Origin of the sequence: Microtetraspora fusca (genome assembly GCF_001570365.1) — a bacterium.
In the GTDB taxonomy this organism is placed as follows: Bacteria; Actinomycetota; Actinomycetes; order Streptosporangiales; family Streptosporangiaceae; genus Microtetraspora; species Microtetraspora fusca.
Genome location: NZ_BBYK01000042.1, coordinates 286,022 through 298,240 on the forward strand (window position 1 = coordinate 286,022; position 12,219 = coordinate 298,240).

Annotated in this window: 12 protein-coding genes; 8 read left to right on the plus strand and 4 right to left on the minus strand. The window is 70.1% G+C overall.

Annotated features, from left to right (window positions below; all coding sequences use genetic code 11):
- Positions 1-77 precede the first annotated feature (77 nt).
- The 3 genes from AWQ68_RS10495 to AWQ68_RS10505 all read left to right on the plus strand — a co-directional run bounded on the left by AWQ68_RS10495 (position 78) and on the right by AWQ68_RS10505 (position 3,475).
- On the plus strand, positions 78-713 hold the full coding sequence (locus tag AWQ68_RS10495) for a succinate dehydrogenase cytochrome b subunit (protein ID WP_066938368.1): 636 nt from the start codon (positions 78-80) through the stop codon (positions 711-713).
- Entirely contained in the window at positions 710-2,650 is a 1,941-nt protein-coding gene (locus tag AWQ68_RS10500; RefSeq protein ID WP_066938370.1) for a fumarate reductase/succinate dehydrogenase flavoprotein subunit, read from the plus strand. The genes AWQ68_RS10495 and AWQ68_RS10500 overlap by 4 nt, the downstream gene beginning before the upstream one ends.
- 87 nt (positions 2,651-2,737) lie before the next feature.
- On the plus strand, positions 2,738-3,475 hold the full coding sequence (locus AWQ68_RS10505; RefSeq protein WP_066938373.1) for a succinate dehydrogenase/fumarate reductase iron-sulfur subunit: 738 nt from the start codon (positions 2,738-2,740) through the stop codon (positions 3,473-3,475).
- Positions 3,476-3,567: 92 nt separating this feature from the next.
- Here the strand turns inward: AWQ68_RS10505 and AWQ68_RS10510 are convergent, their stop codons facing one another.
- Positions 3,568-4,149: a TetR/AcrR family transcriptional regulator gene (locus AWQ68_RS10510; protein WP_066938376.1), complete on the minus strand. Its 582-nt coding sequence runs from the start codon at positions 4,147-4,149 to the stop codon at positions 3,568-3,570.
- A gap of 315 nt (positions 4,150-4,464) precedes the next feature.
- On the opposite strand from AWQ68_RS10510, the gene AWQ68_RS10515 reads away from it, so the two are divergent.
- The gene (locus AWQ68_RS10515; RefSeq protein ID WP_066938378.1) at positions 4,465-5,037 is read left to right on the plus strand and encodes a dihydrofolate reductase family protein; all 573 of its coding nucleotides are present in this window, start codon (positions 4,465-4,467) and stop codon (positions 5,035-5,037) included.
- Between the two features lie 51 nt (positions 5,038-5,088).
- Positions 5,089-5,658: a dihydrofolate reductase family protein gene (locus tag AWQ68_RS10520; RefSeq protein WP_066938381.1), complete on the plus strand. Its 570-nt coding sequence runs from the start codon at positions 5,089-5,091 to the stop codon at positions 5,656-5,658.
- Positions 5,659-5,701: 43 nt separating this feature from the next.
- Here AWQ68_RS10520 and AWQ68_RS10525 read toward each other — a convergent pair whose 3' ends face one another.
- Entirely contained in the window at positions 5,702-6,301 is a 600-nt protein-coding gene (locus AWQ68_RS10525) for a TetR/AcrR family transcriptional regulator (protein ID WP_066938383.1), read from the minus strand.
- Positions 6,302-6,442: 141 nt separating this feature from the next.
- On the opposite strand from AWQ68_RS10525, the gene AWQ68_RS10530 reads away from it, so the two are divergent.
- Positions 6,443-7,264: an SDR family NAD(P)-dependent oxidoreductase gene (locus AWQ68_RS10530; protein ID WP_066938386.1), complete on the plus strand. Its 822-nt coding sequence runs from the start codon at positions 6,443-6,445 to the stop codon at positions 7,262-7,264.
- Between the two features lie 361 nt (positions 7,265-7,625).
- Positions 7,626-8,423 carry a 23S ribosomal RNA methyltransferase Erm gene (gene erm / locus AWQ68_RS10535; protein ID WP_066938388.1) on the plus strand — a complete coding sequence of 266 codons (798 nt, stop codon included), beginning with the start codon at positions 7,626-7,628 and terminating at the stop codon, positions 8,421-8,423.
- Positions 8,424-8,994: 571 nt separating this feature from the next.
- Here the strand turns inward: erm and AWQ68_RS10540 are convergent.
- Positions 8,995-9,588 carry a Clp protease N-terminal domain-containing protein gene (locus AWQ68_RS10540; RefSeq protein ID WP_066938391.1) on the minus strand — a complete coding sequence of 198 codons (594 nt, stop codon included), beginning with the start codon at positions 9,586-9,588 and terminating at the stop codon, positions 8,995-8,997.
- A gap of 2 nt (positions 9,589-9,590) precedes the next feature.
- Positions 9,591-9,824, minus strand: a complete 234-nt coding sequence (locus AWQ68_RS10545) for an RNA polymerase subunit sigma-70 (protein WP_066938395.1) — start codon at positions 9,822-9,824, stop codon at positions 9,591-9,593.
- A 700-nt stretch (positions 9,825-10,524) separates the two neighbouring features.
- On the opposite strand from AWQ68_RS10545, the gene AWQ68_RS10550 reads away from it, so the two are divergent.
- Positions 10,525-12,216, plus strand: a complete 1,692-nt coding sequence (locus AWQ68_RS10550; RefSeq protein WP_066938734.1) for an ABC transporter ATP-binding protein — start codon at positions 10,525-10,527, stop codon at positions 12,214-12,216.
- Positions 12,217-12,219 lie beyond the last annotated feature (3 nt).

Consider the following 12,219-nt stretch of genomic DNA (forward strand, 5'->3'; position numbering starts at 1 on the left):
CCCACGCAGCGCAGAAAAATCCCCCCACACGTCGGCGCCCGGGCTTCTTCGCCTCGTCGAACGGCAAGAAGGCCGTCATGGCCGTCACGGGTGCGATTCTGGTGCTCTTCCTGCTCGGCCACATGGTCGGCAACCTCAAGGCGTTCTTCGGAGGGGACGCCTTCAACCACTATGCCGAATGGCTGCGGACCATGGGCTCGCCCGCGGTGCCCTACCGCGTGCTGCTGACCGTCGTCGAGATCGTTCTCGTGGTCGCGGTGGTCCTGCACATGTGGTCCGCCGTGTCCCTCGCCCGCCGCGCGTCCCAGGCCCGGCCGGTGAAGTACGCCGCGAAGCGCAAGTCGCAGGCCAACGGCTACGCCACCCACACCATGCGGTACGGCGGCGTCATCATCCTGCTGTTCGTCATCTGGCACCTGCTGGACATGACCTTCGGCACGGTCAACCCCAAGGGCTTCGACGCGGCGCCGTACGACCGGTTGGTGGCGGGCTTCGACCCCTCGCGCTGGTGGGTCACCCTCTTCTACGTCGTGGCGATGATCATGGTCGGCCTGCACCTGCGGCACGGCCTGTGGAGCGCGTTCCAGACGCTGGGCCTGGCGAGCGGCCGGAGCTACGGGAAGCTGAAGGCGGCCGCGGCGCTGGTGTCGCTGGTCCTCGTGGTCGGCTTCCTGTCCGTGCCCGTCGGGGTGATGATCGGAGTGATCAAGTGAGCGATCAGACGCACGGCTACAAGGTCGGCGAGCCGATCCGGGACACGAAGGCGCCCGAGGGCCCGATCGAGGACCGCTGGGACAAGCGCCGCTTCTCGGCCAAGCTGGTCAACCCGGCCAACAAGCGCAAGATCAACGTCATCGTGGTCGGCACCGGCCTCGCGGGCGGGTCGGCCGCGGCCACCCTCGGCGAGCTGGGCTACAAGGTCAAGTCGTTCTGTTACCAGGACACGCCCCGGCGCGCGCACTCGATCGCCGCGCAGGGCGGGATCAACGCCGCGAAGAACTACCGCGGCGACGGGGACAGCGTCTACCGGCTCTTCTACGACACGGTCAAGGGCGGCGACTTCCGCGCCCGCGAGTCCAACGTGTACCGGCTGGCCCAGGTCAGCGTGAACATCATCGACCAGGCCGTGGCCCAGGGCGTCCCGTTCGCCCGTGAGTACGGCGGTCTGCTCGACACCCGCTCCTTCGGTGGCGCGCAGGTGTCCCGCACCTTCTACGCCCGCGGCCAGACGGGCCAGCAGCTCCTGCTGGGCGCGTACTCGGCCCTGGAGCGGCAGATCGCGGCCGGGACCGTCGAGATGCACACCCGGCACGAGATGCTCGACCTGGTGGTCAGCGGCGGCCGGGCGCGCGGCGTCATCGTGCGCGACATGGTGACCGGCGAGATCGAGACCCACCTGGCCGACGCGGTCGTGCTCGCGACCGGCGGCTACGGCAACGTGTTCTTCCTGTCCACGAACGCCAAGGGCTGCAACACCACGGCGATCTGGCGGGCGCACCAGCGCGGCGCGATGTTCGCCAACCCGTGCTACACGCAGATCCACCCGACCTGCATCCCGGTCAGCGGCGACTACCAGTCGAAGCTGACGCTCATGTCGGAGTCGCTGCGTAACGACGGCCGGGTGTGGGTGCCGCTCGCCAAGGGCGACGCGCGCAAGCCAGCCGAGATCCCCGAGGACGAGCGCGACTACTACCTTGAGCGGATTTATCCCGCTTTCGGAAACCTGGTGCCGCGTGACATCGCCTCCCGGGCGGCCAAGAACGTCTGCGACGAGGGTCGCGGCGTCGGGCCCGGCGGCCTCGGCGTCTACCTCGACTTCGCCGACGCCATCGCCCGGCTCGGCCGGGACGCCGTCGAGAAGAAGTACGGCAACCTCTTCGAGATGTACGAGCGCATCACCGGGGAGAACCCGTACGAGACGCCGATGCGCATCTACCCCGCCGTCCACTACACGATGGGCGGCCTCTGGGTGGACTACGACCTGCAGTCCACGATCCCCGGCCTGTTCGTGGTCGGCGAGGCGAACTTCTCCGACCACGGCGCCAACCGCCTCGGCGCGTCCGCGCTGATGCAGGGCCTGGCCGACGGGTACTTCGTGCTGCCGACCACGGTCGGTGACTACCTCGCGGACGTGAAGTCGTTCGGCGACGTCGACCCGGCGGACGTGGAGCAGGCGCGCGAGGCCGTCCAGCAGAAGATCGACAAGCTGCTGAGCGTGAACGGCACCCGCACCGCCGACTCCTACCACCGGGAGCTCGGCAAGGTCATGTGGGACTACTGCGGCATGGAGCGCACCGAGGAGTCGCTGCGCAAGGCCCTGGAGCGGATCCCCGAGCTCCGTGAGGAGTTCTGGAACAACGTCAAGGTGCCGGGCGACCCCGAGGGGCTCAACCAGGCGCTGGAGCGGGCCGGGCGGGTCGCGGACTTCTTCGACCTCGCCGAGCTCATGTGCATCGACGCGCTGCACCGTACGGAGTCCTGCGGTGGCCACTTCCGCGCCGAGTCCCAGGACGCGGACGGCGAGGCGCTGCGCGACGATGAGAACTTCGCCTACGTCGCGGCCTGGGAGTGGGGCCCGGACGGCCCGACCCTGCACAAGGAAGCGCTCGAGTACGAGTACGTCAAGATGACCCAGCGGAGCTACAAGTGAGCGAGCCCGACGCAATGAGCGGAGTGAAAAGCGCCGCGCAGCAAGCTTTTCGCACAGCGAATGAGGAGTGGTGAGCGAACAATGGGCATGAATCTGACCCTGAAGGTCTGGCGTCAGAACGGCCCGTCCGACGAGGGACGGATGGTGACCTACAAGGTCGAGGACGTCTCGCCGGACATGTCCTTCCTGGAGATGCTGGACGTACTGAACGAGCGGCTGATCCTTGAGGGCGACGACCCGGTCGCCTTCGACCACGACTGCCGCGAGGGAATCTGCGGCATGTGCGGCATGGTGATCAACGGCGTCGCGCACGGCGAGCAGCGCGCCACCACCACCTGCCAGCTCCACATGCGGCACTTCAAGGACGGCGACGAGGTCACCATCGAGCCGTGGCGTGCCGCGCCCTTCCCGGTGGTGAAGGACCTGGTCGTGGACCGGTCGTCGTTCGACCGGATCATCCAGGCCGGCGGCTTCATCAGCGTGCCCGCGGGCTCGGCGCCGGACGCGCACAGCGTTCCGGTGAAGAAGGAGGACGCGGACGCGGCCTTCGACGCGGCCACCTGCATCGGCTGCGGCGCCTGCGTGGCGGCCTGCCCGAACGGGTCGGCCTCGCTGTTCACCGCCGCGAAGATCACGCACCTGGGCCTGCTGCCGCAGGGCCAGCCGGAGCGCGACTCGCGGGCCAAGGCCATGGTCGAGCAGATGGACCTCGAAGGCTTCGGCGGCTGCACCAACACGGGTGAGTGCACAGCGGTCTGCCCGAAGGGCATCCCCCTCGACACGATCGCCCGCATGAACGCCGACTACCTGAAGGCGTCCAAGTAACGACACCGGCCGTGCCGGAGGCGTGAGCCGTACATCCCCTGGGTGTACGGCTCACGCCTTTTCGCGTTTCAGGGGGCCCGCGTGGCGGCCGGCTACGGGGTGTCCGGGGGCAGGACGCGTTCGACGACGTCCGCGATCAGGTCGTCCACCTGCGCCTCGGGGAAGATGTCGGGCAGGGTGAGCCGTTCGAGGATCAGCCAGTTCAGCGCCATGTAGAGCACCGTCACCGTGGTGGCGTCGCCCGGCATCCTCGCCTCCAGGTGGAAGCCGATGTTGGCGTCCAGGTCGTCGCGGATCCTGCGCGTGAGGACGGAGCGCAGCTCGGGGCGGCGGGTGGCCTCCAGGCGCAGCTCCACCAACGCCAGATAGCCCGCCGGGAAGGCGGTCAGACGGCCCACCATCTCGCGCATCAGCGCGGTCACGTGGGCGCGGTCGTGCGGCCCCTCCAGGACGTCCGCGAAGAGGGAGGAGTCGGGCTGCCACCGCTCGTAGACCCGGGCGCCGGCCTGGGTGAGCAGGTCGTCGCGGTTGGCGAAGTAGTTGGACGCGGTGCCGTTCGGCACCTTCGCCTCGACGTCCACCGCGCGGAAGGTCAGGCCGCGGGCGCCTTCGCGGGCCAGCACTTCGATGGCGGCGTCGACGAGCGCCGCTCGCCGGGCCGGATTCTGCCGCATCGCATTCTCCAGGGATCTCGGATTGACACCACTCTAAGCGTAGTACTACGGTCTAACCACTCCAAGCAGAGTACTACTGCTGAAGCGCTTTGAGGGGGTTCCGTATGCGCGTCGAATTCACCGCACTGTCCGCCATCGCGGGCGCCAAGGCCCTCCCGGGTCGTACGGCACTGCCGGGGCAGGTCGTCCCCGGCGGCCGCCCGGAGCGCCGTCAGACGCCCCGGCCGCGTTCCGTCCCCCGCCCGCGGCCGCTGCCCAGCCCGGCGCGGCCCGCTGACCGGCGCACCGTCATCCGGCACACGAAGAGAGGTTCAGATGCGAAAGCTCACGTACTACGTCGCCACCACGATCGACGGCTTCATCGCCGACCCCGACGGGGAATTCGGCTTCTTCCCCGTGGCCGAGGACATGGCGCGGTTCCTCAACTCGGAGCTGCCCGAGACCGTCCCGACCGCGTTCCGCGGCCAGGCCGGGCTCGACGGCGTCGCCAACAAGCGGTTCGACACCGTCCTGATGGGCCGCGGCTCCTACCAGCCCGCGCTGGACATGGGAGTGACCAGCCCCTACCGCCACCTGCGCCAGTACGTCGTCTCCACCACCATCGGCGAGATCGCCGACCCCGAGGTGGAACCGGCCTCCGGCGATCCGGTCGAGCTGGTGCGCCGGCTCAAGCGGGAGGACGGCCTCGGGATCTGGCTGTGCGGCGGAGGGAAGCTGGCCGGCTCCCTGCTGCCCGAAATCGACGAACTGGTCATCAAGCGGTACCCGGTGGTCATCGGCGCGGGCATCCCGGTCTTCAGCGCGCCGTTCCAGCCCCAGCTGTTCGACCTGGTCGACACCCGCACGTTCAGCAACGGCGCGGTCGTCCTCACCTACGCCAAGAAATAGCCGCTGTCGGTTCCCCGGCCCCTCACTCGACTCACTCGACGAAGGAAGCGCATGCGAAAGCTCACGTACTACATCGGCATGACCATCGACGGCTTCATCGCCGCCCCGGACGGCGCCGCCGACTTCTTCCCGCTGACGCAGGACGTCATCGACTTCATCCGCGACGACTATCCGGACATGCTGCCGACTCATGTCCGCCCCCAGTTCGGCCTCGACGACGGCAACCGGGATTTCGACACCGTGGTACAGGGGCGCGTCACCTACGAGCCCGCGTTGGAAATCGGCGTGACCAGCCCGTACGCGCACATGCGCCAGTACGTGGTGTCCCGGAGCATCGCCGGCAGCCCCGACCCGGCCGTCGAGATCGTCGCCGGCGATGTGCTCGCCAAGATCCGTGAACTCAAGGCCGAGGACGGCAAGGGCATCTACCTGGCCGGCGGCGCCCACCTCGCCGGCGCTCTGCTCCCCGAGATCGACGAGTTGGTGATCAAGCTCTATCCCGTCGTGGCCGGGTCCGGCATCCCTCTGTTCACCGCCGACTTCTCCCCGGCGTTCTTCGAGCTCACCGGTACCCGCGTCCTCGACAGCGGGACGGTCGTCCTCACGTACGTCCGAAAGTGATCGGCGACGCCCGGCGGGGCGCGCCGCACGACCGGGACGGCGGTCAGGGGCGGAAAGCCTTGAGCGTGACCTCGACGAGGGCGTCGGCGTACTCGGCGGTGAGCGGCCCCGAGCGGTGCAGCCACCGCTGGTAGAGGGGGGCGTAGAGCACTTCGAGCACCAGGTCGAGGTCGGCGTCCGCCGCGAGCTGACCCGCCTGCTGCGCGCTCCGCAGCCGCGCCTTCTTCGCGTCGTCCACGGGGCCGGCGAGTTTCTCCCGGTACTGGCCGGCGAGTTCGGGGTCGTTGATGATCTCCGCGTTGAGCGCGCGGATCGGCGCCTCGAAACGCGGGTCGGCGAACTCGGCCACCGTCGCGCGCATGACGAGCTTGAGATCGGCCTCGATGTCGCCAGTGTCGGGCAGTGTGACGCCCTGCCCCTCGGCGTCCCGGCTGAGGTCCAGGAACGAATCGAAGATCACCGCTCCCTTGGACGGCCACCACCGGTAGATCGTCTGTTTTCCCACGCCGGCCCGGGCGGCGATCGCCTCGATCGAGACCCGCGCGTACCCCATCTCGGAGATCAGCTCGCGGGCGGCGGCGAGGATCGCTTGCCGTGACCTCTCGTTGCGGCGGGCGGGGTTCGGCTTCCTGGTGTCCGGCATGGGTTGAGATTACTACCAAAACGAGACGGAACGGTCCGTCTTGACAGCGGTGGCGTTCCGGCACACACTGGAGCGGCATAGCGAGACGAGACGAATCGTCTCGCTAGGAAAGCTCGCTGCTGGAGAAGGAGATGATGCCCTGTGACGACCGGCAAAGTGTGGTTCATCACCGGCGCTTCACGTGGTCTGGGCAGGGCGTTCACCGAGGCCGCCCTCGGCGCCGGAGACCGTGTCGTGGCCGCCGCCCGTGATGTGGAGCCGCTCGCCGACCTGGCCGGGGAGCATCCGGGCGATCTTGTACGGCTTCCGCTGGACGTCTCCGATCGCCAGGCCGTACGCGCGGGTGTGGACCGGGCCGCGGCGGCGTTCGGCCAGCTCGATGTGGTGGTCAACAACGCCGGCGGCCTGTTGTACGGCATGGTCGAGGAGGCCACGGAGGAGCAGATCCGCGCCCATCTCGACGTCAACTTCCTCGGAGCGGTCTGGGTGGCGCAGGCCGTGCTCCCGCACCTGAGGGCGCAGGGAGGCGGGCGCATCCTGCAGGTCACCTCGATGGCCTCCGGCGGCGGGATGGCCTCCGTCGGGTTCTACGGCGCCGGCAAGGCGGCGCTCGACTCGCTCAGCGAGGCGCTGGCGATGGAGGTCGAGCAGTTCGGCATCAAGGTCACCATCGTGCAAATGGGTGGCTACGACACCGGGCTGTTCACGACCGGCACCACGGTGACCCCGCCCCATCCGGCCTATGAGTCCCTGCGGACGAAGATGGCGGAGATGTGGGGCGATGACGCCGGCCCGGACCCGCGCACGGCCGCCCCCGTCATCATGGAGCTGGCCACACTGCCGGAACCGCCCCGCCGGCTGATCCTCGGCAGCCGGTCCTATGACATCGTCCAGGAGATGGACCGCGCCCGAACCGAGCTCTACCAGGCATGGGAGCACCTCAGCCGGATGGCTCCGGGCTGACCGGGGGTGGTTTCTCGGACCGGTCCGCCGAATCGGCCGACGACCCCTCGGAAGGTCGGAGGCGGCCGTCCTGGACGGTGACGGCGTCAGGGGCGTCGCCTGATGTGTGCCGACCGGCTGCCGGCCGTCCACCGCCCGATCCTTGATCGCCGCCCGACGGGTGTTCGGATTTCTCATGTAGGGTGCCGGGCATGGGTAGCGCATTTTGCGCCTGCGCTTTCGCGGGCGCATCTTACGAAAGGCCCCGCCGCGCCTAGCGGCGGGCTGATCTCACCTTTCCCAGTTCCGCCGCACATCGGAGTCATCGCCGGTGCGGCATCGCGTGCTGCCCGGCTCCGACCGTCCAGCGCGGAGCGAACCCATGCATCACCCTTCTCAGGGCGGCCGACACGAACTCGGCCAGAACTTCCTCGTCGATCCCTCGGTAATCGCCACCATCGAACGGCTCGTCGCGCGTACGAGCGGGCCGATCGTGGAGATCGGCCCGGGGGACGGAGCCATGACCCTGCCGCTGAGCAGGCACGGTAGGCCCATCACGGCGGTGGAGATCGACTCCAGGCGCGCCCGGCGCCTGGAACGGCGCACCCTGCAGAACGTCGTCGTCGTGAACACGGACGCCATGCGCTTCCGGTTCCCCCGGCATCCTCACGTGATCGTGGGCAACCTTCCCTTCCACCTGACCACCGCGATCATGCGGCGTCTCCTCGCCGAGGACCGATGGCGCGCGGCGGTGCTGCTCGTGCAGTGGGAGGTCGCCCGGCGCAGAGCGGGCGTGGGAGGGGCCACCCTGCTGACCGCGAGCTGGTGGCCCTGGTACGAGTTCGAGGTGCACTCGCGCGTGCCGGCCCGATCCTTCCGTCCCGTGCCCTCGGTCGACGGCGGCCTGCTCACCATGGTCCGCCGAGAGGCCCCGCTCGTCGCCGACCGCGGGCGGTACCAGGACTTCGTCAAGCAGGTCTTCACCGGCAGGGGGCGCGGACTGCGCGAGATCCTCGACCGGACCGGGCGGCTCGACCGTACGGCGGTGCGCGAGTGGATGCGCGCCGGACGTGTCGCACCGTACGCGCTGCCGAAGGAGCTGACCGCCGAGCAGTGGGCCTCCCTGTGGCACCTCGTCGCCGACGGTGCGGCCGATCGGCCGCCCGTACGGCGCCGCTGACGACCGGCAGGAGTCGGCTGTCGCGACGTGCCTGCGGACTCCCACGCCCTGGACTGATGTGGGAAACACGCGGGCACCCGCGACACCCGGTCTACTGCCCGGTTGTTTTGGCGGGGCCTTCCGGCGCCTCCGTCATGGCACCCGAGTTGGGGGCGGCCGGGCCGGGCACTCGCATTTGGGGGTCGGGGCTGCCGGTCCGGGCACTCGCGTTTGGCGGCCGGGGCTGCCGGTCCGGGCCGTCGCGGGGACGCGACCGGGAGCCCTGCGAGCAGGCGGCCGTGCCGGGCCGCCGGAAGCTGACCGCCCCCACGGGTGCCAGGGCGTGGTGCCCGCGGCCGGGCACGACCGCGGTTTTCCACAAGGTCGGGGTTTTCCACAGAACGGCGGTCGAGCCGAAGCGGGCCGCGGCCCCGCTGCGAGCCTGGCCTTCCGTCGTCCAGTGGAGGTGCCCATGACCGCCAAGATCCTGCTGCCGGTGGCCGCTTCGGTGCGCGCCGAGTATGTCGGCGCCGCTTTCGAAGAGCCCGCCCCCGACGCGGCGGTCGCCGCACTGGTGATGGCCGGTGGCAGGTCAGGAGGCGCGGGGCCGTCGGGAGCCCGGTGCGAGCAGTTGTTCCAGTTCGATACGGAGGGAGGGGATGTCGATGCCCGAGGAGCTGATCACCCGCGCGCCGAGCCCCTCGGCCTCTCGCAGCAGGCCGAGGAGGATGTGGCCGTCGCGGATCTCCTTGCACTTCAGGGCGAGCGCCTCGCGCAGGGACAGTTCGAGCGCTTTCTTCGCTCCTCTGTCGAAGGAGATGTGGCGACCGCTGACGAGCAGACCGCGATGGTCGCGGCTCGGTGCCCTGTCGAGGGCGCCCGGCCCGAACGCCTCCTCCACTCGTTCTCGTACGGCCGCGAGATCGATGCCGATCGCCTCCAGGGCGTCGGCGTCCAGGTCGCCATCCCGAGGATCCGGGCCGGGCTGTGCCCGGAGCAACTCCGCCTCCGCTCGTTCGGAGGTGAGTCCGTGCCCGTGCAGGATGCGCGCCGACATCGTGTCCGGCTGCCCCAGGAGGCCGAGCAGCAGGTGCTCGGTGCCGATTCTGGGGTGATGCAGGCGCCGGGCGTGTGCCTGCGCCTGGGTGACCGCCTGCCGGGCTTCCCTGGTGAACCGCTCGAACATCCCTACTTCTCCCGTCTCAGTAGCCCACGACCACCCGCGTACTTCTTGTGAACCGCCTGCCGGGTGACGCCCAGCAGGACGGCGATCTCCTGCCAGGACCAGCCCTGGGCCCGTGCGCTCTCCACCTGCAGTGCTTCAAGCCGCTCGACCAGCACCCGCAGGGCGCGTACCGCCCTCAGCCCGATGCCCGGATCGCGGCTGCCGGCATCGCTCGCCAGCTGCGCCGTATCGTTCATGCTGTCAACCTAGGTTTACATCCGGCGGATGTCAACCAAGGTTTACGCAACTGCCCGATGACCTCGCCGTTTGAACTTTCGCCTCGCGCTCAGCGCGCTCCGCACAGCCTGGGGTGGCGGCATGAAGCGGCATGAAGCGGCATGAAGCGGCATGAAGGGCACGGAGAGCACGGGCGGCGCGGACGGCGTCGGCAGCGTGGCCGGCACCGGTGGCGCGGTGCCATGGGCGTCTGTATGGGACCGCAGGTCTGGCGACGCGGCCGTCGTTGGCGTCTGCCTGGGGTGGGATGTCTGGCGGCGCGGCCGCCGTTGGCGTCTGCCTGGGGTGGGATGTCTGGCGGCGCGGCCGCCGTTGGCGTCTGCCTGGGGTGGGAGGTCTGGCGGCGCGAATGGCATCCGGCGAGGGCGGGGCCCGGCTGTGATCTGCGGTCCGAGGGAGCCCGAGCCGGCCGGCCCACGTCATCGACGAGTACTGCGTGATGCATGATCGCGCGCATCGAGGCGGGCCGTCCGGCGAGGTCCGGTGTTGGCCTGTCTGCGGCCCGAGGGAGGCCCAGCAGGCCGATGTCACCGGCGAGTGCTGCGTGATCGCGCGCATCGAGGGGGCCGTGCGGCAACGTCGTCGGGGCAAGGTCGGCGACACGCCATCAGGAAAATCGTTTGCCGGGCCGGTGACCGGCCTGTGAGCCTGGAGGACGCCATGCTCTCCTTGCCAGTCGCCGATCCCGGCGTACCCGACGCCCGAAGTCCCATCCGCTACCTGTGGTGGGTCGCCCGTGCCCAGCTCGCTCCGCTGCTGATCGGCATCGGCTTCGCCATCCTGTGGTGGCTGGGCCAGGCCCTCGTGCCTGCCGCCATCGGCACCGCCGTCGACGCGCTGTCATCGAAGGACACAGACGGCCTGGTGCGCTGGTCGTTGGTGCTGCTCGGGCTCGGCGTGGTGCAGGCCGTCGCCGGCGTGCTGCGGCACCGGTTCGCGGTGTTCACCTGGCTGGCCGCCGCGTACCGCACGGTCCAGGTCACCTCCCGCCAGGCCACCCGGCTCGGAGCGACGCTGCCGAAACGGCTCTCGACCGGCGAGGTGGTGAGCGTCGGCAACTCCGACATCGCCCACATCGGCAACGCGATGGACATCCTGCTTCGCGGTACGGGAGCGGTCGTCGCCATCGTCACGGTGACCGTCATCCTGCTCACGTCGTCGCTGCCGCTCGGGCTCCTGGTGCTGATCGGCGTGCCGCTGATGGCCGTCGCCGTCGGCCCACTGCTGCGGCCGCTGCACCGCCGCCAGCACCTGCAGCGCGATCTTCAGGGTGAGCTGGCCACGAGGGCCTCCGACATCGTCGCGGGCCTGCGGGTGCTCCGCGGCATCGGCGGCGAGCAGGTGTTCGCGGCCCGATACCGCGAGGAGTCGCAGCGGGTGCGGCAGGCCGGCGTCCGGGTGGCCTCGGTCGACTCGATGCTCGAAGGCGCCCAGATCCTGCTGCCGGGACTGCTCATCGCCTGCGTGACCTGGATCGGCGCGCGGTTCGCCCTGTCCGGCGAGATCAGCCCGGGTCGGCTGCTCGCCTTCTACGGCTACGCGGTCTTCCTGATCGCGCCGCTCCGGACGCTCACCGAGGCGGCAGACAAGATCACAAAGGGGCATGTCGCGGCGGGCAGGGTCTGCCGGATCCTGTCGCTGACCCCGGAACGGACCGGAGGCGACGCGCCCATGCCGGTCGGCGGCGACCTGCACGACGAGGAGTCCGGGCTGACCCTCCGGCGGGGTCGGCTCACCGCGCTGGCGGCCACGACGCCCGAGGACGCGATCGCCGTGGCGGATCGGCTCGGCGGGTACGCGCCGGGGAACGTGACGCTGGACGGCAGCCCGCTCGACGAGCTGCCGCTGGAACGGGTCCGGCGGCACATCCTCGTCGCGGACAACGCGGCCAAGCTCTTCACCGGCCGGTTGCGCGACGAACTGGACGTCACCGGGACCGCCTCCGACGAGTCGGTACGGCGCGCCCTGGCGGCCGCATGCGCGGAGGACATCGTGGAGGCGCTCCCCGACGGCCTGGACGCCCACGTGGCCGAGTCCGGCCGGGAGTTCTCCGGTGGGCAGCAGCAGCGGCTCCGGCTGGTCAGGGCGCTGGTCGCCGACCCCGAGATCCTGATCCTCATCGAGCCGACCAGCGCGGTGGACGCGCACACCGAGGCGCGGGTGGCCGGGCGGCTGGGCCCGGCCCGAGCCGGTCGCACGACCCTGGTCTGCACCACCAGCCCGCTCGTCCTCGACCACGCCGACACCGTCCTCTTCCTGGAGGACGGCAAGGTGCGGGCCGAGGGCTCCCACCGGGAACTGCTCGCCACCGAACCCGCATACCGGTCCACTGTCACCCGAGGGGAGGACTAGGCG

Bases quoted from the DNA above. Each gene is read 5' to 3' on its own strand.
- AWQ68_RS10495 (WP_066938368.1), top strand. From the start codon at position 78: ATGGCCGTCACGGGTGCGATTCTGGTGCTCTTCCTGCTCGGCCACATG.
- AWQ68_RS10540 (WP_066938391.1), bottom strand. From the start codon at position 9,588: ATGTTCGAGCGGTTCACCAGGGAAGCCCGGCAGGCGGTCACCCAGGCG.
- AWQ68_RS10520 (WP_066938381.1), top strand. From the start codon at position 5,089: ATGCGAAAGCTCACGTACTACATCGGCATGACCATCGACGGCTTCATC.
- AWQ68_RS10550 (WP_066938734.1), top strand. From the start codon at position 10,525: ATGCTCTCCTTGCCAGTCGCCGATCCCGGCGTACCCGACGCCCGAAGT.
- AWQ68_RS10505 (WP_066938373.1), top strand. From the start codon at position 2,738: ATGAATCTGACCCTGAAGGTCTGGCGTCAGAACGGCCCGTCCGACGAG.
- AWQ68_RS10545 (WP_066938395.1), bottom strand. From the start codon at position 9,824: ATGAACGATACGGCGCAGCTGGCGAGCGATGCCGGCAGCCGCGATCCG.
- AWQ68_RS10510 (WP_066938376.1), bottom strand. From the start codon at position 4,149: ATGCGGCAGAATCCGGCCCGGCGAGCGGCGCTCGTCGACGCCGCCATC.
- AWQ68_RS10515 (WP_066938378.1), top strand. From the start codon at position 4,465: ATGCGAAAGCTCACGTACTACGTCGCCACCACGATCGACGGCTTCATC.
- erm (WP_066938388.1), top strand. From the start codon at position 7,626: ATGCATCACCCTTCTCAGGGCGGCCGACACGAACTCGGCCAGAACTTC.
- AWQ68_RS10525 (WP_066938383.1), bottom strand. From the start codon at position 6,301: ATGCCGGACACCAGGAAGCCGAACCCCGCCCGCCGCAACGAGAGGTCA.